Raw genomic sequence first — 23,260 nt, forward strand, 5'->3', positions numbered from 1 at the left:
GAGGTGCGAATGAAGGGATTCTTGTTTATAGGGCTGGCGGTATGGGCCGCAACGGCTTCGGCTTGGGCCGGCGAGTACAACCTGGTGATCGACCAAACCACGGTCGACATCACGGGCCGAGAGCGCACGGCCGTGACGATCAACGGGGCGGTGCCGGGGCCGGCGCTGCGGTGGCGCGAGGGCGAGGAGGTGACCCTCCACGTCACCAACCGGCTCGACGAGCCCACGTCCATCCACTGGCACGGCGTGATCGTCCCAAATTCCATGGACGGCGTGCCCGGCATCAGTTTCGAGCACATCCATCCCGGCGGGACGTTTACGTACCGCTTCACGGTTAAGCAGAGCGGCACCTATTGGTATCACAGCCACTCCGGACTGCAAGAGCAGTCCGGGATGTATAGCCCTCTGCTCATCGACCCTGCGAAACCTGAACCGTTTCGATACGACCGGGAGTACGTGGTGATGCTCTCGGACTGGACCGATGAGCATCCCGATCGGGTCCTGGCCAAGCTCAAGAAACAGAGCGGGTATTACAACTTCCACAAGCCAACGGTTGTGGACTTCTTCCGCGACATCGGGAAGAAGGGGTGGCGCGAGACGCTGTCGGACCGCCTGGCCTGGGGCCGCATGCGCATGGACCCGACTGACATCGCGGACGTCACCGGCTACACGTACACGTTCCTGATCAACGGCCAGCCGCCCGAGGCCAACTGGACGGCGCTGTTCAAGCCGGGCGAGCGAGTCCGATTGCGGTTCATCAACGCCGCGTCGATGACGTACTTCGACCTGCGCATCCCCGGGTTGAAGATGGAGGTGGTGCAGGCCGACGGGCAGGACACCGAACCGGTGGCGGTGGACGAGTTCCGCATCGCGGTCTCCGAGACCTACGACGTGATCGTGGCGCCGCAGGAAGATCGGGCCTACACGATCTTTGCCGAGGCCATGGACCGCAGCGGCTACGCCCGCGGCACGCTCGCGCCTCGTACCGGCATCGAGGCCCCGATCCCGGCGATGCGGCCGCGGCCAGTCCGCACCATGGCGGACATGGGCATGGCTGAGGGCGCGCACGGGATGGCGTCGAAGAGCCCGGCGCAGGAGAAAGAGACTACCATGCCGGAGATGGATCATGACGGACCGGGAGACATGGGCGCCATGCCGGGGATGGACCACGGAGCCATGAACCAGGAACCCGGACACGCCATGCCGGGCATGGCCGAGAGTACCGAACCGCCCACGGTTATGCACGGTCCCGACACCCACGGGAAGGGCAATTCCATGGTCGCGATGATGCCGAGAAGCCGGCTTGCCGAGCCGGGCGCGGGGTTGGAGCACACGGGTACCCGTGTGCTGGCTTACACCGATCTGCGGGCCCGCGAGCCTGGCTACGATCGCCGACCACCCGAGCGGGAGATCGAGCTGCATCTCACCGGCAATATGGATCGCTACATTTGGGGGTTCAACGGGAAGAAGTATTCGGAATCCGAGCCGATCCCGATGCGGTACGGCGAGCGGTTGCGCGTCGTTCTGGTCAACGACACCATGATGGAGCACCCCTTGCACCTGCACGGGATGTGGATGGAGCTCGAGAACGGCAATGGTGAGCACAACCCGCGGAAATTCACCATCAACGTCAAGCCGGGCGAGCGGTTGTCGTTCCTCATGACCGCCGACGCCCTGGGCGCGTGGCCGTTCCATTGTCACTTGGGCTACCACATGGCCGCGGGCATGATGGCGCACGCGGTGGTTTCCGAGCACGGCGCGGAGGCGCACTGATGGCCAACGTGAGCGACGTGATCCACGGAATCGTGCGGTTCGGAACGGTGCTGCTCATGGCCGTGCTTGCGCTGGCCTGGCGCGCCGAGCCCGCGGCAGCGGACGAACCCTCAGACGAACCCACGTACGTGACATTCGTCGAGGCCGACCAGTTCGAATACCGGGCCCGCAAAGGGAATGACGCCTTCGGCTGGGAGGCGCAGGGCTGGGTCGGTGGGGACTACGACAAGGTCTGGTTCAAGACACGAGGCGAGGACGTGGTCAACGGCGGCGCGACGGACGCCGAACTGCAGCTTCTTTACAGCCGGACCGTTTCCGCGTTCTGGGATGTACAGGCAGGGGCACGCTACGACGTCAAACCGAACCCCTCGCGCGGCTACGCGGTGCTGGGCGTCCAGGGGCTTGCCCCGTATTTCTTCGAAGTGGACGCGGCCGCGTTTGTCAGCGATGAGGGCGACGTGTCGGCGCGCCTCGAGGCGGAGTACGACCTGTTGATCACGCAGCGACTGATCGCCAAGCCGTCCGTCGAGGTGAACGTCGCGCTGCAGGAGGTCGAGGAGCTTGGTCTTGGTTCCGGCGTGACCGAGGTGGAGGCGGAATTACGCCTTCGCTACGAGATCGTGCGAGAAGTCGCTCCGTACGTGGGCGTTTCGTGGGAGACCAAGGTCGGTCCCACTGCCGACATGGCACGCCGCAATGGACAGGACGTGGACGACGTGGCCTTCGTCGCCGGCCTCCGGGCCTGGTTCTAAATCGGAATCGACCGACCGGGAACGAGACAAGGAGGGACAAGATGGCACAAAACCCATGGAAATGGATCGGACCTGGCCTGGTCGTCGTTGTCGTGCTCTTTGTCGTGGTGTCCTATCTCTATGACCAGAAGGTCCAAATGGAGGTTGTCAGTCATATGCCGGAGCCTCCGGATGTGCCCGGAGGCGGCGTTTATGCCGGAACGCTCACCGATTCCGACGCAGGCAAGGCCTACCTGCGTCTTTGGGAGGTCAACACGCGGCGGTTGAACGGCCCGGCGTATGACCTGGAAATCCGGCTGAACGACGCGGCGTTCTTCAAGGCCTTGGCAGCCGTGGAAAGTAAGGACGAGCGCGATGCCGACGCGCGGTACAAGGCATACCAGGCGCGGTATCACTTTGACCGCGATCTCGTCTTCACTGTGGAGCTGCATGGGCCCAAGGGACGGCTCTTCGATGTAAAGCCGAAGCGGCTGGCCACACTTCGGCTGGACGCTGGGGCCGCGTACGAGGCGGAGAACTGGTCCGAGTCGAATCGATCGAGCGAGTATCACCGCGAGGCCGTAGTGACGTTCGCACGACACGATGGACATCCCATCCTCGCTCCGGGCACCAAGACGCTTGAACTCGTCTGGCGCGATCCCGCAGAGGAGCGGCGCGCGGTGTGGGATCTGAGTCAGGAGCCTTGAGGTGTGGAATCCAATCGCATGACCACAGGGATTCACAGGCACGTTTTGAGAGGGCGGTGATGGACCGGCACGCCTGGTTGCTCTGGTCGCTGGGATTTTTGGTGGTGTGGGTCGGGCTGTATCTGCTGAAGCCTGCCAGGCGGGCCCAGATGGTCCGAACCAGTCTTTGGACCATGCCGCTGGGTCTGACCGAACCGCTTTTCGTGCCGGAATACTGGAACCCGCCGACCCTGTTCGATCTCGCCCAGCGCACCGGGTTTGATCTCGAGAGCCTGATCTTCACATTTGCCATCGGCGGCATCGGCACGGTGCTGTACGAGGCAATCGTGCCTGTTCGGCACGTCGCGATGAGTCACGCGGAGCGGTCTCATCCCCGCCACCGCTTTCACGGACCCGCGCTGATCAGCCCCATGCTCGTCTTCGGGCTCCTGATGGCGGGAACCAACTGGAACCCCATCTATGCCGGGAGCCTCGCCATGTTCGTGGGAGCCATCGCGTCGTTGCTCTGCCGGCCGGATCTCAAGCTCAAAATCTGGATCGGCGGCGGCGTGTTTCTCCTGCTCTACTTCGTGTTCTTCCAGTTGCTGGATCTGGCGTTCCCGGGTTACGTCGAACGGGTCTGGACCCTCTCGGCCCTCTCCGGCGTGTTGGTCTGGGGTGTGCCACTCGAGGAGTACGTGTTCGCCGTGACCTTCGGCATGATGTGGTCCAGCGTGTATGAACATCTCTCGTGGCAAAAGGTCGTGCCGGTTGGAGCGGTCGTCATTAAAGGGGTGAGCTAAGTCCCTATGGGACGTCAGATCATCGTGAATCCGTTGTCTCGCCTGCCCATCGAGCAACGGGAGGTGGATCTGTGAGGAGAACGCTGCCGGCGCCGTGATGGAAAGGAGCCTACTATGCATTTCGACGGCTGGGGGTTTTTCGGCATGCATGTGTTCTGGTGGTTGTTTTGGATCGTTCTGATCCTAGCGTTCTTTTCATTGTTGACCCCAGTGCCGCGCCACCGGGCGCGCGAAACGCCGCTGCAGATCCTGCAGCGGCGCTACGCAGCGGGAGAGCTCTCGACCCAAGAGTACGAAGAGCGCAAGGCGCGGCTTGAACGCGATGCGCCGAAGACCTAGTCCGATGCTCTCTCCGGGAACCGGATTATGAAGACGAGTGTCATCGAAGTCGGCGGCATGCTGTCGGCCTTGAGCGCCCGTGGCGTGGAGAAGCGGCTTTCGCGGCTGCCGGGCGTGCAGCGCGTCGAGGTGAATTACGTGGCCGGCAGCGCGACCGTGACCTACGACGAGACCGTGACCGACCTCAAAGCAATCAAAGCCGCGGTGCACGCGTGCGGCTACCACTGTAGCGGCGAGCGGCTGCCGAAGCACGTGTGCGTGCCCGAGGATCCGCCAGGCGCAGCCGTGGCGCTGCCCGCGGGCGCCGCGGCCGCCCATGTCGGTCATGCGGAACACGCTGCGCACGAGACTCGGCCCGTTGAAGGTGTCGTGCGCCCGACCGCCGCCGAGCACCGCGAGCACGCCGCACCGGCCGCCCACGCCGATGCCATGGCCCACGAGATGGGCCATGGCGCGGGCATGGATTTGCAGACCATGGCGCGGGACATGCGCAATCGCTTCTGGGTCGCGCTCGTCTTTACCGTGCCGGTGTTTCTGTATTCCCCCATGGGTGGCATGTTCGCCCCGCCCGCGCCGCCGTTCGATCTTCCGCTCAATACGTGGCTGTTCCTGCTCGCGAGCGTTGCCGTGCTGTACCCCGGCTGGCCGTTTCTGGTCGCGGCCTGGCGCGCGCTCAAAAACGGCGTGCTCAACATGGCGGTGCTGGTGGTGCTCAGCGTGGGCACCGGGTATCTGTTCAGCGTGGGGGCCACCTTTTTCTTCGAAGGTGCGCAGTTCTACGAAGCCGTGTCGGTGCTGCTCGTGTTCATCCTGCTCGGGCACTGGCTGGAGATGCGCGCCCGCGCCGGCGCGTCGGCGGCGATCCGCGCGCTGCTCGATCTGGCTCCGCCCATGGCCACGGTGATCCGCAATGGGCGCGAGGTCGAAGTGCCGACCGCCGAGGTCCTCGTAGGCGATCTGGTCGTGATCCGTCCCGGCAACAAGATCCCGGTGGACGGCGAGGTGCTCGAGGGCGAGTCCCAAGTGGACGAGTCCATGCTCACCGGCGAGTCCATGCCGGTGGGCAAGAAGCCCGGCGCTACGGTGATCGGCGCGACCATCAACAAGAGCGGCAGCTTCCGGTATCGCGCCACCAAGGTCGGGGCCGACACCGCGCTGGCGCAGATCGTGAAGCTTGTGCAGGAGGCGCAGAACTCCAAGGCCCCGGCGCAACTGCTCGCGGACCGCGCTTCGCAGTGGCTGGTGATGATTGCCGTGGTGATCGGGTTGCTCACCTTTTCCGTCTGGTTCTGGTGGATCGGCCAGCCGGTGCTGTTCGCCCTCACCTTGACGATCACGGTCTTCGTGATCGCCTGCCCGGACGCGCTCGGACTCGCCACGCCCATGGCCGTCATGGTCGGCACGGGTTTGGGGGCGACGAACGGGATTCTCTTCAAGAACGCCGCGTCGCTCGAGGGGGCGACCAAACTCGATATCATCGTGTTCGATAAGACCGGTACGCTCACCGTGGGTCAGCCTGCGGTGGTGGAGGTGGTCGCGGCTTCCGGCACGACGCAGGAGGTGGTGCTGGCAACGGCTGCCGCGGTGGAGCAAGGCACGGATCATCCGCTCGCCCAGGCCATTCTCCGCCGCGCCGCCGGGCTCGCCGTCGAGAAACCGGTAGGGTTTTCTGTCATCGAGGGCAAGGGCGCTCACGCTGAAGTCGGCGGCGAGACCGTGTTTTTGGGCAACCGTCGGCTCATGGATGAGCAACGCATGGACATGGCCGGACTCCAGGAGAAAGCCTCGGAGCTTCAGGGCGCGGGACGAACCGTGGTGCACGTCACCCGCGCAGGTCGGGTCATCGGGTTGATCGCGATCGCCGACGCGGTGCGCCAGACATCGTCCGACACGGTGAAGGCGCTCAAAGCGCGCGGAGTACAGGTCGCGATGCTCACCGGCGACAATCGTGGCACGGCAGAGCGGATTGCGGCGGAGCTCCACCTGGATGTCGTGTTGGCCGACGTCCTGCCGGGCCAGAAGGCGGCCAAGATCAAGGAACTCCAGGCCCAGGGCAAGAAGGTCGGCATGGTCGGGGACGGCATCAATGACGCGCCGGCGCTGACGCAGGCGGACGTGGGCTTTGCCATCGGTACAGGTACCGACGTGGCCATGGAGAGCGCGGACGTGGTGCTCATGAAGAGCGATCCCTTCGACGTGGTGGGCGCCATCACGCTGTCCCGCGTGACCCTGCGCAAGATGCATCAAAACCTCTGGTGGGCGGTGGCCTACAACGTCGTCGCATTTCCCGTCGCGGCGGGCGTGTTCTATCCCTTCGTTATCAGCCCCGAGGTGGCGGCGCTCGCCATGTCCGGCAGCTCCGCGCTGGTGGCGGTCAACGCCCTGCTGCTCAAGCGCACGCGGCTGGCCGGCATTCATCGGGTGCAAGCCGCCTTGGCGGACAACATTTCCGGGTTTCTCGAAGGGACGCCGCGAAACCGCGTGGCGTGATGAGCGCCAGGAGGCGAAGCCCGCCCCATGTCGATCCAACCGATCCAAGGAGGAAGGTGATGCCCAAGGCGAGAACGGCGAAGCACGCGATCACGACGATCCTGGTCCCAACCGATTTCTCTGAGCATTCCCGGCCCGCCCTGAGTTACGCCGAGATGTTGGCCAAGACGTTCGATGCCAAGATCGTCCTGGTTCATGTGATCGATACCGTAAGCTTCGCCGTAGCCGAATCGGTGCAGTGGACGGAGCTGTACCCGCGCTTGGCGGAGAAGATCCAGCCAATGCTCGACGGGCTGATCCGTGAGTCTGAGCGGAAGGGCGTTTCGGCCGTCGGTCGGGTGACCGAGGGCGTGCCCTATGACCAGATCGTCAAGGCCGCCGAGGCCGCCAACGCCGATCTCATCGTCATCGGCACCCATGGCCGAACCGGCATGCGTCATGTGCTGCTCGGAAGCGTGGCGGAACGAGTCGTTCGCCTGGCGCCGTGTCCGGTGCTGACCGTGAGGAAATGATGAGTCGCGGAACCGTCGAAACGGATGACATCGAGCTGAAGCTCAATCCGGATGGGTCACTGGTGCCGCTCGAACCGCGAAGCTGGTTCGTCTGTTTCGTTCCGGGAATCGACAAGCAGTGGTGGCATCCGTTCGTCCACAAAGTCCACAAGCACGTGTTTGCGATGCGGCCGGTCGGTGATGGGACATGGACCTTGTTCGAGCCTTGGTGGACGCGACTGCTCACGGCCACGATTACGTCGGAGCAGGTGAAGAAATTTCTGCGCTGGGGCGCCCAAGGCGACGTCCTGCTGGTCCGCGAAGCCATCCCCGGACGCTCGAGTCAGGCGCGCGGTTGGATGACCTGCGCCGCCCTGGCGAATTACCTCCTCGGACGGCCGTACTGGGTCTGGACGCCGCACGCGCTGTATCGTCGGCTGCTGCGGGAGCCGAACGTCTGCCGCGTGAACGTCTCGGCGGTGCTGAGCTACGACGTGGCGGAGATGGGGACCGCGGCATCGCGGTTCGTTGGGGGTTGTGACGAGTGTTGTCAGCCGGATGCGCCCAAACGACGCAAGGGCTCGGTCAAGCCGTTCTGTATGAAGTGTGGCCGGGATCTCGCTGTCCGGACGGGGTGATGAGGGATGGAAGGAGACGAACCGTGACGGCGAAGATGCAACGAGGGCTTTGGGCGGTGGCGCTCTTGCTTGTGGTGGCCGGCGCGACTTGGCTTGCGTGGCGCTGGTTTGCGCCGTCTGGTTTGCCGGAGGGCATCCTGGAGGGGTATGGCCGGATCGAGGGGACGGAGGTCACGGTGAGCAGCAAGGTGTCGGGACGCCTCGCCAAGATGGCGGTCACAGAAGGCGATCGCGTGGAGGCGGGGGCGCTGATCGCGGAGCTCTCGGCCGAGGAGATCCAGGCGCGCCTGGCTCAGGCGGGAGGCCGGCTGCGGGCCGCCGAGCAACGGATCAAAGAGCTCTCCGCACGCCTGGAGACTCTGGAACACCACGCGGTCACGGCGCGTGCCGATCACCAGCGCAATCAAACCCTGGCGCGCAGTGGAGCCATCTCCCGACAGCAACTCGACGCGTCGGAGAACGCGGTACGCGCAGCCGAGGGGGAACTCGTTGCCACGCGCGAGCTGTTGGGCGCGGCCCGGGGCGAGGCGACCGCGGCTCGAGCCGCGAGGGACGAGGCGCAGGCCGTCGCGGCCGAGACGCGCATCAGCGCACCCGTGTCGGGCACGGTGACCACCAGGGCGGCGGAGGTGGGCGAGTTCGTGTTCCCCGGCAAGCCCCTGGTGGTGCTCGTGGATCTGGCCAGACCGTATCTCCGCATCTACCTGCCGGAACGCGACATCGGCAAAGTCAAGCTCGGCGATCCCGCACGCGTGTACGTGGACTCGTTTCCCGACCGGCCGTTCGAGGCGACCGTGACGGAGGTTGCGAACAAGGCCGAGTTTACGCCCAAGGACGTGCACATGCCGGATGAGCGCGTGACCCTGGTGTACAGCGTCAAGCTGGAAATCAAAAACCCCGAGGGGATTCTCAAGCCGGGTATGCCGGCGGACGCGCTGGTCCGCTGGCTGCCCGAGGCCGAGTGGGGGCGATAGGATCGTGGACGGGCCGGCCGTGATCGAAACGCACGCGCTCACGCGCCGGTACCGCGAGCGCACGGCTGTGCAGGGGCTGTCGCTCTCCGTTCGCCGCGGCGAGGTGTTCGGCCTGCTCGGCTCCGACGGGGCTGGCAAGACCACCACGCTGCAAATGCTCGCAGCCATTCTCGACCCCACCGAGGGATCGGCGACGGTGCTTGGGTACGATACCGTGCGCGAGGCGTCGGAGGTTACTGCACGTCTCGGGTACATGTCGCAGGCCTTCAGTCTGTATGGGCGGCTGTCCGTGGACGAGAACCTGGAATTCTTCGCCGACCTGCACCGGGTACCGGAGCCGACACGAAGCGAGCGCACGCGGCGGTTGACCGAGTTCGCCCGCCTAGTGCCGCATCGTGGCCGGGCTGCGCGCCACCTCTCTGGCGGCATGCAGAAAAAGCTCGCGCTGTGTTGCGCCCTGATCCATCAGCCCGAGCTTTTGATCCTGGACGAGCCGACCACGGGCGTAGACCCGGTGTCGCGCCGCGAATTCTGGACCATCCTGTATCAGGCGCTCACGACAGGCGCCACCATCGTCGTGTCCACACCGTACATGGACGAGGCGGAGCGCTGCACGCGCGTGGCGCTGCTGCACGAAAGCCGACTCATCGCTTGCGACGCCCCCGCGCGGCTGCGCTCCCAACTTCCAGGCCGCATGATCGAACTCAATGCGCGCCCTCAGCGTCAGGCGCTCGCGGTCTTGCAGCAGGCCCTGCCGAAAGCGCGTCCCTATGTGTTCGGCGAAACGCTGCACCTCCATGCGGCGGAGGGCGCCGTGTCGGACATTTCCCTCCGCCGCCTGCTCGAGTCACGCGGCGTGACGGTCGCGCAGATCCGTCCGGTCGCTCCCAGCCTGGAGGACGTGTTCGTCACGCGCTTGGCAGAGACCGCGGCGGTGGCTCCGCCGGCAGCCGCTACGGCCTCGGCGAGACCGGGCGCTGAAGTCGCAGTGCAAGCGCAGGACCTGACCATGCGCTTCGGCGCGTTCACTGCCGTGGACCGGGTGAGTTTTTCGGTGCGGCGCGGCGAGATCTTCGGATTCCTCGGCCCCAATGGGTCGGGCAAGACCACGACCATCCGCATCCTGTGCGGCCTGCTTGCGCCCACCGCGGGCCAGGCCACGGTGGCGGGCTATGATGTCGGCCGGCAACCTGAGGCGGTGAAGGCGCGCATCGGCTACATGTCACAGCGGTTTTCGTTATATGAGGACCTGACGGTGGGCGAGAACATCGCGTTTTTCGCCGGGGCCTACGGCGTGCCGGCCGCGGAACTCCCGGCGCGGCGCGACTGGGCTCTGACCCTGGCCGGGCTCAGCGGCGCGGACACGCGGCTAGTGCGCTCCCTGTCGGGCGGGTTGAAGCAGCGGCTTGCCCTGGCCTGCGCCGTGCTGCACGAACCGGAGGTCCTGTTTCTGGACGAGCCCACGGCCGGCGTGGATCCGCTGTCGCGGCGGCGGTTTTGGGATCTGATCTACCACTTGTCCGACCGGGGGGTCACCGTGTTTGTGACAACCCATTATATGGACGAGGCGGAGCATTGCCACACCCTCGGGTTGCTCTACTCCGGGCGTCTGATTGCTCTGGGCTCGCCGGAAGAACTCCGAACCGGCATGCGCGCCGGGGAGATGCTCGAGCTGGAGTGCGATCAGTCGATCCAGGCGCTCGCGATCTTCCAGGAGGCGGAAGGGATCCGAGCTTCTTTCTTCGGCGATCGACTGCATCTCCTGGTCGATGACGCGGAGACGGCTCGGCCGCGGATTGTCGATCGCCTGCAGCGGGAAGGCCATCATGTTCACCGGGTCGAGCGCGTGCCCTTGAGCATCGAGGACGTCTTCATCGCCTTCATTGAGATGGAGCAAGCCCGCCTCGAAACAGCCCAAGCCCAGGCCGGAAACACTGCATGAGAAGCTTGATCGGCGCGGTCATGCGGAAGGAGGTGCGCGAGATCCGCCGTGATCCGGTGACCATCTGGGTGGCCGTGGCTCTGCCGCTCATCATGCTGTATCTCTTCGGTTCGGCCCTGTCCCTGGATGTGAAAGACGCGTCACTTGCCGTCTACGACCAGGACGATAGTGCGGAGAGCCGGGCGCTGATCGACGCGTTTCCGAACTCGGGCTATTTTCGGCGGGCGCACGAGATCCGTGCGGACACAGAGATCGGGCCACTGCTCGACCGCGGTCAGGCTCGGCTGGTGTTGGTGATTCCAAGCGACTTTTCCCAAAAGCTCGCCGCCGGCAAGACGGCCATGGTTCAGACGCTGGTGGATGGTTCGTTTTCCGCAACGGCCATGGTGATCGCCGGCTATGCCGCCGCCATCATCCACGCCTATAACCTGGAACGGGTGCACCACGCCGCCGCCCCCGTCACGGTGGAAACCCGCGTCTGGTTCAACGCGCCCCTCAAGAGCGTGAACTACATCGTGCCCGGCTTGTTCGGGGTCATTCTCATGGCGTTCCCGCCGCTGCTCACCGCGCTCGCGGTGGTGCGCGAAAAGGAGGCTGGCTCAGTACAACAGATCTTCGTCTCGCCCATCCAGCCGTACCAGTTCATCGCCGGCAAGATGGTGCCGTACGCCGTGATCGCCTTCGTCGAGATGCTCCTGATCCTGGTTGCAGGCCTGTGGGGGTTTGGGATCCCATTCCGGGGTAGCCTGCTGCTGTTTCTGGCGGCCACCACGATCTACGTCGTCTGCACCGTGGGCTTGGGCCTCTTGATCTCCACGGTCACGCGCAGCCAGCTCGTGGCCATGCTGCTTGCGCTCATCGTGACCCTCATGCCCTCGTTTCTGTTCTCCGGGTTTCTGTTTCCGATTTTCACCATGCCGGAAATGATGCAGATGTACACCTATTTGTTCCCGGCACGTTACTTCATCGAAATTGTGCGTGGCATTCTGATGAAGGACGTGGGGCTGGAGGTGGTGTGGCCGCAGTTCGCACTGCTGCTGGTCTACACGGCGATCGTATTTGCCGTTGCGACCTTGCAGTTCCGCAAGAAGGTGGCCTGATGATCGACGCCGGACGCCTGGCCGCGGTCATGCGCAAGGAGCTGATCCAGTTCCTGCGAGACCGACTGATGCTCTTCCTCATCGTCTACTTGTATACGGTGGAAATCCTGATGTGCACCTACGCCTTGTCGTTCGACGTGCGCCACCTGCCCACGGTGGTGGCGGATTTCGATCGCTCGGCCGCCAGCCGCCTGCTTGCCGAGCGGTTCCGCAGCTCGGGGTATTTCGATGTCAACCATCAGACCACGCGGGATGTGGAGATCGCCGGCCTGCTCAACCGCGGCAAGGCCTTGGCGGCGCTGGTGATTCCCCCGGAGTTTTCCCGCCGCCTGGCCGCCGGGACGCCGGTGTCGGTGCAGCTCCTGCTCGACGGGTCGAACGCCAACACGGCCAGCGTGGCCCAGGGGTACGCCCAGCGCATCGTGCAGGCCTACGCCCTGGAGCGCTTTCAGGCGTCGGTGCCGGAGCCGCCGGTATTGCCGGTCGAACACCGCCCGCGCATCTGGTACAACTCCGAGCTCAAGTACGCGTACTTCATGGTACTGTCCATGATCGCCTTGGCCGGGATGATGGTGGGGGTGATCACCACCGCGGCCGGCATCGTGCGCGAGAAAGAATCGGGCACGATCGAGCAAATGCTGGTCACGCCCGTCAGACCTGCTGAGCTGCTCGTGGCCAAAATGCTGCCCATGCTGCTCGTCGGATTGCTGGCGCTCGTGCCGAGCCTGCTCATCGCCGCCTGGGTCGGGGTGCCGATGCGCGGGAGTCTCGCGCTGTTCTTTCTCTTCTCCGCCGTGTTTCTGGTGAGCAGCATGGGCATCGGTATTCTGGTCGCGACCTTTGCGGACACCCTGCAGCAGGCGTTGCTGATGTCGTTCTTCGCCTTGTTTCCCGTGCTGTTCCTGTCCGGAACCCTGGTGCCGGTGGAGAGCATGCCGGTCGGGTTCCAATATCTGGCGGAGTTGAGCCCGTTGACGCACTACATGGAGGCCATCCTCGGTATTTTTCTCAAGGGCGTGGGAATGGAGGTCCTCTGGCATTCCTTCGCCGTGATCGTGTTGATTGCAGCGGTGTTGCTGGCCGGCGGCATCCTGCATCTGCGACGTCGCATGCATTAAAACGAGCGGGTCTTCGAGCAATCCACAGAGAGGGTCTGGTCTGTGAATCAGAGGAATGTGGCAATAGGAGGGCGGTTGACGCTCCGGGGCCTTCCGGTGACCGTTCGGTGGCTGTTCAGTTGCTTCCTGATCACCGTAGGGCTGGGTTACGTTCTGGCTATCACCTACCTCTTTCTCCTGGATGTCGAGCCTCACGGGAAGATGAGGATGAATCTCGTTCAGGCCACGATCATCAAATACTACGGAAACCGCGGGAATACGCGGCTGGAGGTCGCCCTCAACGGCTCCATGGCGGACAAGATCAGCCCGGCCGAGAAGGCCGACATAATCGGGTGGATCCGCAACGGGGCCGCGGCCGCGGACTATGAGACGGTTCAACCGCTGTTTGCAAAGAACTGCGTATCGTGCCACAGCGCGGAGTCCGGTTATCCGATTCCACCATTGACGAGCTATCAAGAAGTTACAACAGTGGCTGAGGTCGATTTGGGACAATCCGTGCGCGCGCTGGCGCGTGTGAGCCACGTCCATTTGTTCGGCATGAGTTTTGTCTTTCTCTTGACTGGCCTCATCTTCGCGCTGACCGAGATCAACAAGCGGCTGCGGCTGGTCATCGTGCTTCTTCCCTTCATCGCGATCTGGCTGGACATCGGATCCTGGTGGGTCACCAAGTATGAGCCGGTCTTCGCGTACACCGTGATCATTGGCGGTATCTTGATGGGGCTGGCGCTCGCGGCTCAGATCCTCATCTCACTGTGGGAGATGTGGTTGACAAGGGTTGGGGATGGCCATGAAGCGTGAGGCCACGGACGCAGGCGTGAGAACGAAAAGCTTTCCGACGACTGGAAAGGAGACGCGACCATGGAAAAAGATCCGGTGTGCGGCATGTTGGTAGATCCCTTGCGCGCGGTGGGACAGAGAATCGCGGCAGGGAAGACCTATTATTTCTGCAGCGCGAACTGTTTGGCGAAATTCGACGCTGCGCCCGAACGCTTCGTCTCGGGAGAAACTAAGGAGAAGAGATGATTCCTCGGTGGACTCTCGCTTATGCGAGGCGCGGGCTGTCCGAGACCGACACATGAGATCGTCGCGGATCGATACTTGTTCCAGCGGGAAAAGGGGCTATGCTCTTCCCTTGCCCGCCGTAGATGCTTGCGACGCGTGAGCCGTGGTCCGGCGGGATACGCGTATAACGAGGGAGCATGTTTGAACGTCTGCGTGAGTGGTCCCAGGAGGCGTGGCGGCCGGTGTTGCATTGGCACCTCGCGCTGGCGTCGCTCGGGTTTGCCTGGATCGTCTATCTCCTCACGGCCGCGGAGAGCGGATGGGTACGGATCATCGATGACGCCAACCTGGTGTTTCACGAAGCCGGGCACCCGATCTTTGGCATCCTGGGATCGACCTTGGGATTGTACGGCGGTACGCTGGGCCAACTCGCGATCCCGGCCGGCATCGCGGCCGCGTTTTGGGCGAGACGCGAAGCCGTGGGCGTTGCAGTGACGGGGTTTTGGTTCTTCGAGAACTTCTTGAACATTGCGCGTTACATGGCCGACGCTAGGGCGCAAGTTCTGCCCTTGGTCGGCGGTGGCGAGCACGATTGGACCACCATCTTCAGCCGTTGGGGTGTGCTGTCGTCCGACACCGCGATCGCCGGATTCGCGGCGGGCGTCGGATGGTTGGGCATGATCGGGGTGTGGGGTTGGTTGGCGTGGCAATGCCTGGCCTCACGCGATCATCGCCAAGGCACCGAAGAGATGGTCGATCGCTTCTCTCGATCGTAACGTCACGCCGCCCGGCTCACGTCCTTTATCCCGGGATTACGCAACATTCTGCTGCAAGATCGGCCTTCAATCGGCCGGCCGAGGCAATCCACTCGCCAGGCTTTTCGAACCTAGGGTTCATACGGGCGGAGGAAGGGAACCCAGGAACGCGCGCCACGCGGCTTCGTACGCCTCGGCCGAGACATCGTCGAAGTCGTTGTGCCTGCCCGCGACCGATACCCAGAGCTTGGGGTCACGAGCCGCCTCGAACAGGCGGCGCCCCATCCATTCGGGAATGATCTCGTCTTCCGCCGCGTGGATCACCATCAACGGGCACGTCACGGATGTGATCTTGCTCAGGTTGTCGAATCGTGTGCGTATCATAAATGAGACCGGGAGCCAGGGGTACGCCACGCGCGCCATGTCCGGAATGCTGGTCATCGGGCTTTCCAGCACGAGGCCGGCCGGTCGTACTTCGGTCGCGAGCTGCGTGGCGGGCCCGGTCCCCAGACTGCGTCCCACCACGACCACGCGGTCGGGAGGCACGGCGAGTTCACTCGTCACGTCTGCCCACACGGACCGGGCGTCGCGGTACAACCCGTCTTCCGAAGGGGTCCCCGCGCTGCGTCCGTAACCGCGGTAGTCCACGGCGTACACGGCAAGCCCCGCTCGATGCCATTGCGCGTAGTGGTATACGCGATCGCCGAGGTTGCCCGCGTTGCCGTGAAAGTCGATCGCGGTGTAGCGGGCCTCCGGGTTCGGGATGTGCCAGGCGTGCAGCCGGACGCCGTCGTCGGTGGTGAGCCAACGATCTTCAAACCGCAGGCCAAGGGAGCGGGGCGTTGCCGAGAGGTCGGCGGCTGGAAAGTAGATGAAGCGGTCCTCCATCAGTACCATCGCGCCGCTGATGGCCGCCAGAGCAACGAGCACGCTGACGCCGACCAACACCACGATCCGCACGCGACCTCCCTCGCCCGCGATGGTACGAAGGTGCGGGTCGTCCGTCAACGTGGTTGTCGTACTTGCTTTCCGCCCCCATGGTGTGGTGAACTGCCGCGAACTCGGGGCATGGAACGCTGATGACTGGGAATCGACCGTTAAGGTGGTGGAGGATATGGATTGCGCTGAGCCTCGCGTTGACCGTGATATCGGCCTGCGCGGCTCGGAATGTGAAGATCGACCACGACAGCCTGTCGGCGCTGAAGGACGGACCTCCGCTCAAACTGGCGCGCCAGAAGCCGCCCGGGTTTGTGGTCTCGGACCCCGGCAACTCGGTGGTGGATTCGCTCTTCGGGGTGTCCGGTGGCACGCTCGTCACTCCCGGCCGGAGCGCGGGCGATGCGCCGATGGAAGAGGAGTATGCGCTCGACGACCCGGCCGTCAGCGTCGGGGACAAGGTGTTCGAGGCCCTCGCGTTCGAGTTGGGGGTGCAGCGCGACCCGTCAGACCGGCGCGTGTTGACCGACGATCGTCTCGAGGCCGGGACTGGCGCGGCGGGCCCTGACGGCTGGCTGCTTGAGGTCACCACGCTTCGCTGGGGCCTTGCCTATGATAAGAAGTTCTGGACGCGTTACCACGTACGACTCGAGGCCAGCGGTCGCTTGATCGATCTCTCCCGCCGACGGGTCGTCTGGCAGACCAAGTGCGACGGATCGGAGGAGGAGGCGTCGAAGGGAACGCTTCTGGCCGATCTCACTGCCGCTGACGGCGCGGAGCTGAGGGAGCGGCTCGGGGCCGCGGCGGAGCGGTGTGCGGAGGAGTTGGTCGCCCACCTCTTCGCCGGCGTCCGGTAGGGCGCGGACGCGCCCTCGCCCGTCCAGCCGCGGCCATCTGCGGCGTTGCCGCTGCGCATCCGGTCCTCACGTCGTGGTAGGGGCGTATTGCAATACGCCCCTACAGGTCCGGTGCTCGCGGCGCCTGGCGACCCACCTTCGAGAGGACGGATGCCGGAAGTCCCCGAAGGGGGCATCTGACCGCTGCTGAACGGGCGAAGTGCAGGCATCGGTCGGTTGTAGGAATCTCGTTTGGTCAATGTCATCCCGCGCGTTCAAAGAAGAGAAGACATTTACGCTTCGTGTCAGTCTCGAGGCGGCGTTTCCGGAGGATTATGACGGGGACGACGATCAGTATCAGTGGCTGCGCGAGTGGGACGGGGCGATCAAGGGCGAGGTGTTGAGGGCGGTGTTCGCGGCGCTCCGTCGTTATCCCGGGTGGACCGCGCGGGTTCGAAATCGCGGAATGTCCGAGCAGGACGAGATCGAGATCGTGCTGTCCAAGGACTTCGAAGCAGGGGCAGCGCCGAGCGGTTCGTAAGCTCAGCAGCCGTGAGGTCCAGCCCAACGCCCCCGAGCCGACACCGTGTGGTATGCTCGCGAGCGTCGGCAGACAGGAGCATCGGGTGAAGAAGGGCCGCCCCTCCAAGCCGGATCTGAGCGGCGAGGTTTCGATCGCCGTGATCATCAAGTCGCGTGACAACGCGGTGCTGCGCGGCGTGCGGCCGTACCTGCGCTGGGTGACGCGCAGCGGGGGCGCACCGTGTCTGGTGTCGCCGGGTGAACCGGTTCCACGCTCGGCGCGCGGCCTGCTGTTCCTGGGCGGGGAAGACCTCGCGCCCGAGCGGTACGGGGAACGCAACCGGTACTGCGAGCGAATCAACGAACCTCGCGACGCGTTCGAGCTGGGTCTGCTCGCGGCCGCCCTCAAAGACGATGTCCCGATCCTGGCCGTGTGTCGCGGCATCCAGGTCCTCGCGGTGGCCCTGGGCGCGACCCTGTATCAGGACATCCCGATCGAACACCGCGCGGCGGGTCGGCGTTCGCGGGTGATCCACCGTGGCCCGAGACACACCGACTCGTCGCACCGCATCACGATCGCACCCGGAAGTATGCTCGTGCGGTTGATCGGCCGCGCGAGCGCGCTCGTCAACAGTCATCACCACCAGGCGGTGCGGAGCCTTGGGCCCAACACCCGGGTGGTCGCCCGAGCGAGCGACGGGACCATCGAGGCGATCGAACACACGGCCAACCGGTTCGTGTTGGGCGTCCAGTGGCATCCCGAACGCTGGCCGCATCCCTCGTCCGACGCCATCATGAAAGGATTCCTGACCGCGTGCGCTGGGCCATGACCGGACTGATTGTCGCGGGCCTGGTGGTCGTCGGTCTGCTCTGGTGGCTCGGCGCGATGTTTTGGATGCCCGGCGCGAGCGTGAGCGGCCCTCTTGCGCCGCCCACCCAGCGTGAGGCGGCGCTCAGCGCGCGCCTGGCCCGCGACGTGGAGGCCCTGGCCGGCGAGATCGGCGAACGCAACGTTCTGCACTACGACGAACTGCTGGCCGCGGCGGATTACATCGACGGCGCGCTGGAGGCCGCGGGCTACGAGGTACACCGGCAACGTTATGAGCTGGACGGGCGCCCATACGACAATCTTGAGGTCGAACAAAGGGGCTCCACCTCGGCGGACGAGGTGGTCGTCGTCGGCGCGCACTACGACACGGTCCCTGACTCGCCGGGCGCGAACGACAACGCAAGCGGCGTGGCGTCGCTCCTGGCCCTGGCCGAGTACTTTGTCACCCGCCAAACCGCCCGCACGCTGCGCTTCGTGGCCTTTGCCAACGAAGAGGCGCCGTTCGCGCACACCGCGCGCATGGGGAGCGTGGTCTACGCCAAACGCTCCAAGGCACGCGGCGAGCGCATTGCGGCGATGATCAGCTTGGAGACCATGGGCTACTTCACCGACGAGCCCAACTCCCAGCGCTACCCTTCGGTGCTTCGTTGGATCTACCCCGACACCGGCAACTTCATCGCCTTCGTGAGCAACTTGGGGTCGCGGGGCCTGCTCAAGCGCGCTCTGAGGGCATTCCGCAGCCACGCGTCGATCCCTTCGGAAGGCGGCGCCGTGCCCGAGCGCCTGCCCGGGGTGGGATGGTCGGATCACTGGTCGTTCTGGCAGGAGGGTTATCGCGCGATCATGGTCACGGACACCGCCCTGTACCGCTACCCCGCGTACCACGCCGAAGGGGACATCCCGGATCAGGTGGACTTCGAACGCCTGGCGCGCGTGGTCGCGGGGCTGGAGATCGTGGTGGCGGATCTGGCAGGCGGCGTCACCGGAACCGTCTCGCCGCGCCGGCCGACCGAGCCGGACGTGATTCCCCCGCAGGATCTCCCGGAACTCGTCGAGTAGATTCGCCGACCGACAAGGGTGTGGCGTTACCGGTGCCTTTCTTCCTCTGATTGCAGGTCGCGCTGGGCGTCGTCCGCGTGGCTGCGCGTCTTTTCATAGTCGTGTCGCGGCTGGGGTGACGAACAGGCGGGCAGGAGTGCCGGAACAATAACCAGCGTGACCAACAGCCAAATTGCGTGCCTCCAAGTGACGTGTCTCCAAGTGAAGTGCCTCATGGTCGGGGCTCCTGGGATGAGGGTGGTGAGGCGAAATCAGTGTCAGTGCCGAATAGAAACGCAGCCAGGGTGCGGCCCGCATCGTCCGACACGGCGTGCTGCGCGGCGCGCAGCGCGCGGGCCCGCGCTTCCGGTTCCGTCAGATGGCCTTCGCGGCCGTTGCGACGAATGGATCCGATGATCTGGTCGGTGGATCGATCCAGCAGGTCGAAGCTGGCGGTCCAGCGAACGAACGGTCCCTGGGGCATGTGATCCACGGACTCGAAGGTGGCCGCGCCCCGGATGACGATGTCCGCGGGAGCCCCGTCCGCGCCGCTGACCGGCAAGCCGTAGGTGTTGAGGCCCTGGGTGAGCGCGCTCCGGATTGCGGCGGGCTCGTCACCCGTGACCTCGAGCGCAATGTGCACGTGTTGTTCGAGGTCGCGCTGCAACTGGAGTCTGACGGTTCTAAGCCGGGTCAGTGGATCAGCGCCGCGTCCGGACGGGTCCACGATCTGCAGGTCGGTATGGTACGCGTCGCGGAGCAGCAGAAGTCTCACCGCCAAGTGGAGGGCGCGTATCCGGCCCAACGGGTCATCGCTGCGCTGGGACGAGTGGAGCAGCGCGTCGATTTCTCGGTCGAGGCCCGCGATGCGTTCGCGCAGCGTGGCCGCGGCCTGCCGCCGATCCATGGTCGCCAGGGCATAGTAGGCCCCGGTGTTCGCGTTGTGATACCGCTCGGCAATGGCCACGTGCTCCAGCACCTTGCCGGTGGACACCTTGGTGACCTGGTCGATCGAGATGTCGCGTTGCGACGCGGTCTTGCCCGAGTCATCGGCCTGTAGGTAGCGCTCCCACTCGGTGGTGCGCTGTGAGATCTGCGCGGAGAACACCCGGGATACCGCGGCGTAAGCCCGGTCCTCGGCGGCCTCGGGGTTGTCGGCGCGGCCCACGCCGGTCACGTAGCTTGCGTCGGGATAGCGCGCGCTGCGCCCCTCCACCCAGTCGGGCTCGCGGGCGGTCAGAATACCGGTGGTCGCGCACGCGAGCAGGGCGCTTGCCAGCACCAGCGAGGGTCCGAATGCGAGCGCGGGGCGCCGGGTCGCCACGTCAATACGCGGAGACGGTCCCGACCGCGCGCTCCGCGATGAAGAGCTTGCGCCCGGCTGCCAGCGTCACGTCGCGGGTGGTGGTCGCGCCGGGCGCTCCGTCCGGTACGATCTCCACGGTATACCGCCCCGGGGGCACCAAGATCCGCGCCATCCGGATGGCTCCAGGCAGCGTGCGCCAACTGCGCGTGTCCGCCTGTTCGGACGCCAGGCCGTAGAGGTTGCCGAGCAACCCCACGATGGCGCCGCTCCCGTCGCCCTTTGACTGGTTCACCCCGTGCTCGGCCGCCCTGGTGGCCGCGTATTTGGCGGCCGCGCGCGCAATGGCTTTGGCCGAAATGCGGCCGATGCGATCGGCCAGGTCTTTCTGGGCGATCGCCGTGATGTCTTCCACTAGAAACGTGCGTTGCAGAAACGTGGATTGCGACCCCGCGACGCCGGCTTCGCCTACCACGCGCACGTCGGCGCCGCTCAGGCCGGTGGGTCTCGGCACGAACTTCGGGAATGCGACGCGAAGGATATAGACGCCGCCCGAGCCGTCGGGAATCGGCGCGTCCACGAACTCGTTCACCTTGACGGGGGCCAGCCCGTCGTAGCTGACGATGATGAGCTCGGCTTGGGTCCTGAAGTCGCGCTGCCTGATCCAAGTGGCAGCGGGAAAGAGTTCGCGGTAGTGCGCGTGTTCATCGGTCAGGTCCAGGGCTTCGGTGACGCGCAATAGGTCGGCCGGAAGGGTCGGTGGGATGGGGGTGCCGTATTGCTCAAGGTAGACGCGATAGGTGTCGTAGGCGTTGCGATACGCGATGAACGCGTCGTTGAGTTCGCCCCGGCCTTCGTAAAGGATGCCCGACAAGTAGCGGGCGAACGCGTCCTCGCGATAGACGTTCTTCTTTGCGTAGCGGTCGTTGATGACGTTGAGTTTATGGTCGACCTTGCGGGCTTCGACCAGCGCATCATCCCACTCGCCCAGGAGCGCGTAGTTCAGAGCGCTGACCACGTTGATCAAGACCGTCTCGAAATCTTCGCCTTCATACGGCAGCGTGAGATCGTTGCTGAACATGGCGCGGGCTTCCGCGGTGACGCTCTTGGTGAATAGGTCATCGATGAGGAGTTCGGCGCGCTCGAGGAAGCGGTTGCTCTCCTCGTATCGCCCGGCGTAATGCAGCGTCATGGCGCGGTCGAGCGCGTACAGGACTTGGTTCTTGCGCCCGTAGTGTCGGGCGTGTTCCTCAACCAAGTGGTCGGCGTCGGCAAAACGCGCCTGGGCCAGGGACGTCTCCACGCGCACGTAGTGCTGAGTGGGAGGCGCACAGGCCGCGAGCATCCCCACGAGCCATCCCCCGAGCCACCCGATAATGAGCCGGGAGCAGGAGGCCCGCAAGCCGCGGCCAGCGGTAGAGGGCGATGCCACGGGAGGCGAACAGCCTGGGCGCGTCAGAACCCGAACCGGCGCCGCTCGACCAGTTTTTTGATCTTCTTGTCGCCGAACCAGACCTTGACGTTGGTTTCCAGGTCGATCATTTCCAGGGTGACCTGGTAATAGACCACCTTTTCCCGGCCTTCCTCGTCCTCGATGCTGTTGATTTCTCCCTTGAGCATGTAATCCGCGCCGATCTCCTTGCCCAGGCCCTTCGCGGTCTCTTCGCTGGCGTGGGTCTGCTGCTCGGTCCGTTCCTCGCGGAGCTCTTCGCGCTCACCCTTGGACGCCACGAACTGTACCCGGCCCGAGTTGGTCAACTCGCGTTCCAGGTCCTTGGTGAACGTCGGGACGCTGATGTGTTCGTGGCTGCGGTTGACCACGGTGCCCACGATGACTGTGGGCTCCTTGCGGTGCTGCTTGAGGTGTTTGTCCACCCACGGGCGCGAGAGGGCTTCCGAGACCATGGCCTCGGCCACCATGCGGGAGTCCGTGTCGTTCCACCGGCCGCTCAGGTCGATGGTCTCGCCCACGTCCACCCGCGAGACCTGTTTCTTCGCGCAGCCGCCGGCCGCGACGCCGATGACCAACGCCAGGGCTGCCACTGCCATCACCATGTGTTTCATCGAGTCCTCCTGTCTCTGTGCGCGGGCATCGTCTCCCGATCCGAAATCAAAACGCTAGCGACGCCGATCCTCCTCGGCCGCGAGGTCGTCGAACGCCCGCTCCGCGTTCTCCTTGATGTAGGCCTTCACATTGGCGTTCAACACCTGCATTTTCTTGACCTGGTCCTCGAACGCCTTGAGGTCGAGCCGCGCCAGCGAGTAGATGGTGGCGTTGTTGGGGTCCTCCCAGCGGTCTACGATCATCACCCCGGACAACGTGACCGCGGAGAAGGTCTTGATGGTCTGTTCGATGTGCTGTTCCTCGCTGCTCGGGGTCTCGGCCGTGATCGCCGCGCCGCCGGTGGTGGAGGCCGCGTAGTCCTTCATCAGCGAGGCGGAATACGTCTCGAACACCTTGGCCACCTCGGCCCGGGCCCGGTTCTCCGCGGAGGTCACGGCCAGGGGCTTGTTGTGGACGCCGGTGACGGCTCCCACGCCGTAGAACACGTGCTCGCCCGCGTCCTTGAACGCGCCGCTTCCCTTGATCACCCAGGCCGGGGTTTCCTTGGGCATGAGCGCTTGCTTGCCCCCGCAGCCCGCCAAGATCCCGACCGCCACCACGACCAGCATCCTCGTCATGACCTTCGTGTTCGACATGTCCCACTCCCTCCGCGATCCGGCGAATAGCGACACCGTGTCCGACCCGACCACCCGACCGGGCACGCGCAGCGACGCGGCCCGATCCACGACCGCAAACCATAACATAGACCTGGAAGCGAGTCACTAGGGATGGACGTGAGCGCGCGGCGCAACGGGCTTGAGCACGACCGCGGCATTTCCCTATACTGAGCCCAAGTATTCAGGCGACTCGCTCACGTCACGCTCGGGGAGCCGGGTCACGGGCGGTACCC

The 23,260-nt window shown here is 64.9% G+C and carries 24 protein-coding genes; 19 read left to right on the forward strand and 5 right to left on the reverse strand.

Annotated elements, in window-relative coordinates:
* Positions 1–9 precede the first annotated feature (9 nt).
* The 15 genes from AB1451_00935 (at position 10) to AB1451_01005 (ending at position 14,863) form a co-directional block, all read left to right on the forward strand.
* On the forward strand, positions 10–1,773 hold the full coding sequence (locus AB1451_00935) for a copper resistance system multicopper oxidase (GenBank protein ID MEW6681478.1): 1,764 nt from the start codon (positions 10–12) through the stop codon (positions 1,771–1,773).
* Complete coding sequence (locus tag AB1451_00940; GenBank protein MEW6681479.1) at positions 1,773–2,525, forward strand: copper resistance protein B; 753 nt, start codon at positions 1,773–1,775, stop codon at positions 2,523–2,525. Before AB1451_00935 ends, AB1451_00940 begins: the two co-directional genes overlap by 1 nt.
* Positions 2,526–2,566: 41 nt before the next feature.
* Complete coding sequence (locus tag AB1451_00945) at positions 2,567–3,211, forward strand: hypothetical protein (GenBank protein ID MEW6681480.1); 645 nt, start codon at positions 2,567–2,569, stop codon at positions 3,209–3,211.
* Between the two features lie 59 nt (positions 3,212–3,270).
* Positions 3,271–3,993, forward strand: a complete 723-nt coding sequence (locus AB1451_00950; GenBank protein MEW6681481.1) for a lycopene cyclase domain-containing protein — start codon at positions 3,271–3,273, stop codon at positions 3,991–3,993.
* Between the two features lie 114 nt (positions 3,994–4,107).
* On the forward strand, positions 4,108–4,332 hold the full coding sequence (locus AB1451_00955; GenBank protein MEW6681482.1) for an SHOCT domain-containing protein: 225 nt from the start codon (positions 4,108–4,110) through the stop codon (positions 4,330–4,332).
* A gap of 27 nt (positions 4,333–4,359) precedes the next feature.
* Positions 4,360–6,822, forward strand: coding sequence for a heavy metal translocating P-type ATPase (locus tag AB1451_00960; protein ID MEW6681483.1), 2,463 nt, complete (start codon positions 4,360–4,362; stop codon positions 6,820–6,822).
* A gap of 59 nt (positions 6,823–6,881) precedes the next feature.
* Positions 6,882–7,334, forward strand: a complete 453-nt coding sequence (locus AB1451_00965; GenBank protein MEW6681484.1) for a universal stress protein — start codon at positions 6,882–6,884, stop codon at positions 7,332–7,334.
* Positions 7,334–7,951 carry a hypothetical protein gene (locus AB1451_00970; protein ID MEW6681485.1) on the forward strand — a complete coding sequence of 206 codons (618 nt, stop codon included), beginning with the start codon at positions 7,334–7,336 and terminating at the stop codon, positions 7,949–7,951. Before AB1451_00965 ends, AB1451_00970 begins: the two co-directional genes overlap by 1 nt.
* Positions 7,952–7,974: 23 nt before the next feature.
* Entirely contained in the window at positions 7,975–8,925 is a 951-nt protein-coding gene (locus AB1451_00975) for an efflux RND transporter periplasmic adaptor subunit (protein MEW6681486.1), read from the forward strand.
* A 4-nt stretch (positions 8,926–8,929) separates the two neighbouring features.
* Entirely contained in the window at positions 8,930–10,867 is a 1,938-nt protein-coding gene (locus tag AB1451_00980) for an ATP-binding cassette domain-containing protein (GenBank protein MEW6681487.1), read from the forward strand.
* Positions 10,864–11,967, forward strand: a complete 1,104-nt coding sequence (locus AB1451_00985) for an ABC transporter permease (protein MEW6681488.1) — start codon at positions 10,864–10,866, stop codon at positions 11,965–11,967. The genes AB1451_00980 and AB1451_00985 overlap by 4 nt, the downstream gene beginning before the upstream one ends.
* Positions 11,967–13,085: an ABC transporter permease gene (locus tag AB1451_00990; GenBank protein ID MEW6681489.1), complete on the forward strand. Its 1,119-nt coding sequence runs from the start codon at positions 11,967–11,969 to the stop codon at positions 13,083–13,085. The genes AB1451_00985 and AB1451_00990 overlap by 1 nt, the downstream gene beginning before the upstream one ends.
* Before the next feature lie 75 nt (positions 13,086–13,160).
* The gene (locus AB1451_00995) at positions 13,161–13,883 is read left to right on the forward strand and encodes a hypothetical protein (GenBank protein MEW6681490.1); all 723 of its coding nucleotides are present in this window, start codon (positions 13,161–13,163) and stop codon (positions 13,881–13,883) included.
* Between the two features lie 60 nt (positions 13,884–13,943).
* Positions 13,944–14,108, forward strand: a complete 165-nt coding sequence (locus AB1451_01000; GenBank protein MEW6681491.1) for a YHS domain-containing protein — start codon at positions 13,944–13,946, stop codon at positions 14,106–14,108.
* Positions 14,109–14,284: 176 nt separating this feature from the next.
* Positions 14,285–14,863, forward strand: coding sequence for a hypothetical protein (locus tag AB1451_01005; GenBank protein ID MEW6681492.1), 579 nt, complete (start codon positions 14,285–14,287; stop codon positions 14,861–14,863).
* A 117-nt stretch (positions 14,864–14,980) separates the two neighbouring features.
* Here the strand turns inward: AB1451_01005 and AB1451_01010 are convergent, their stop codons facing one another.
* Positions 14,981–15,802: an alpha/beta hydrolase gene (locus AB1451_01010; protein ID MEW6681493.1), complete on the reverse strand. Its 822-nt coding sequence runs from the start codon at positions 15,800–15,802 to the stop codon at positions 14,981–14,983.
* Between the two features lie 119 nt (positions 15,803–15,921).
* On the opposite strand from AB1451_01010, the gene AB1451_01015 reads away from it, so the two are divergent.
* The 4 genes from AB1451_01015 to AB1451_01030 all read left to right on the forward strand — a co-directional run bounded on the left by AB1451_01015 (position 15,922) and on the right by AB1451_01030 (position 19,024).
* On the forward strand, positions 15,922–16,635 hold the full coding sequence (locus AB1451_01015; protein ID MEW6681494.1) for a hypothetical protein: 714 nt from the start codon (positions 15,922–15,924) through the stop codon (positions 16,633–16,635).
* Positions 16,636–16,873: 238 nt separating this feature from the next.
* On the forward strand, positions 16,874–17,155 hold the full coding sequence (locus tag AB1451_01020) for a hypothetical protein (protein MEW6681495.1): 282 nt from the start codon (positions 16,874–16,876) through the stop codon (positions 17,153–17,155).
* Positions 17,156–17,240: 85 nt separating this feature from the next.
* On the forward strand, positions 17,241–17,966 hold the full coding sequence (locus AB1451_01025; GenBank protein ID MEW6681496.1) for a gamma-glutamyl-gamma-aminobutyrate hydrolase family protein: 726 nt from the start codon (positions 17,241–17,243) through the stop codon (positions 17,964–17,966).
* Positions 17,963–19,024: a M28 family peptidase gene (locus AB1451_01030; GenBank protein MEW6681497.1), complete on the forward strand. Its 1,062-nt coding sequence runs from the start codon at positions 17,963–17,965 to the stop codon at positions 19,022–19,024. The genes AB1451_01025 and AB1451_01030 overlap by 4 nt, the downstream gene beginning before the upstream one ends.
* Positions 19,025–19,235: 211 nt before the next feature.
* On the opposite strand, the gene AB1451_01035 is transcribed toward AB1451_01030, so the two are convergent.
* From AB1451_01035 to AB1451_01050, 4 genes are all read right to left on the reverse strand, one after another.
* Positions 19,236–20,327, reverse strand: coding sequence for an LPP20 family lipoprotein (locus tag AB1451_01035; GenBank protein MEW6681498.1), 1,092 nt, complete (start codon positions 20,325–20,327; stop codon positions 19,236–19,238).
* 1 nt (position 20,328) lies between these two features.
* Positions 20,329–21,657 carry a hypothetical protein gene (locus tag AB1451_01040; protein ID MEW6681499.1) on the reverse strand — a complete coding sequence of 443 codons (1,329 nt, stop codon included), beginning with the start codon at positions 21,655–21,657 and terminating at the stop codon, positions 20,329–20,331.
* Positions 21,658–21,761: 104 nt separating this feature from the next.
* Positions 21,762–22,370, reverse strand: coding sequence for a penicillin-binding protein activator LpoB (locus tag AB1451_01045; protein MEW6681500.1), 609 nt, complete (start codon positions 22,368–22,370; stop codon positions 21,762–21,764).
* A gap of 54 nt (positions 22,371–22,424) precedes the next feature.
* A complete protein-coding gene (locus tag AB1451_01050; protein MEW6681501.1) occupies positions 22,425–23,114 on the reverse strand; it encodes a hypothetical protein in 690 nt (229 codons plus the stop codon).
* Between the last annotated feature and the right edge of the window lie 146 nt (positions 23,115–23,260).

The organism is Nitrospirota bacterium (genome assembly GCA_040757335.1).
GTDB lineage: Bacteria > Nitrospirota > Nitrospiria > 2-01-FULL-66-17 > 2-01-FULL-66-17 > JBFLXB01.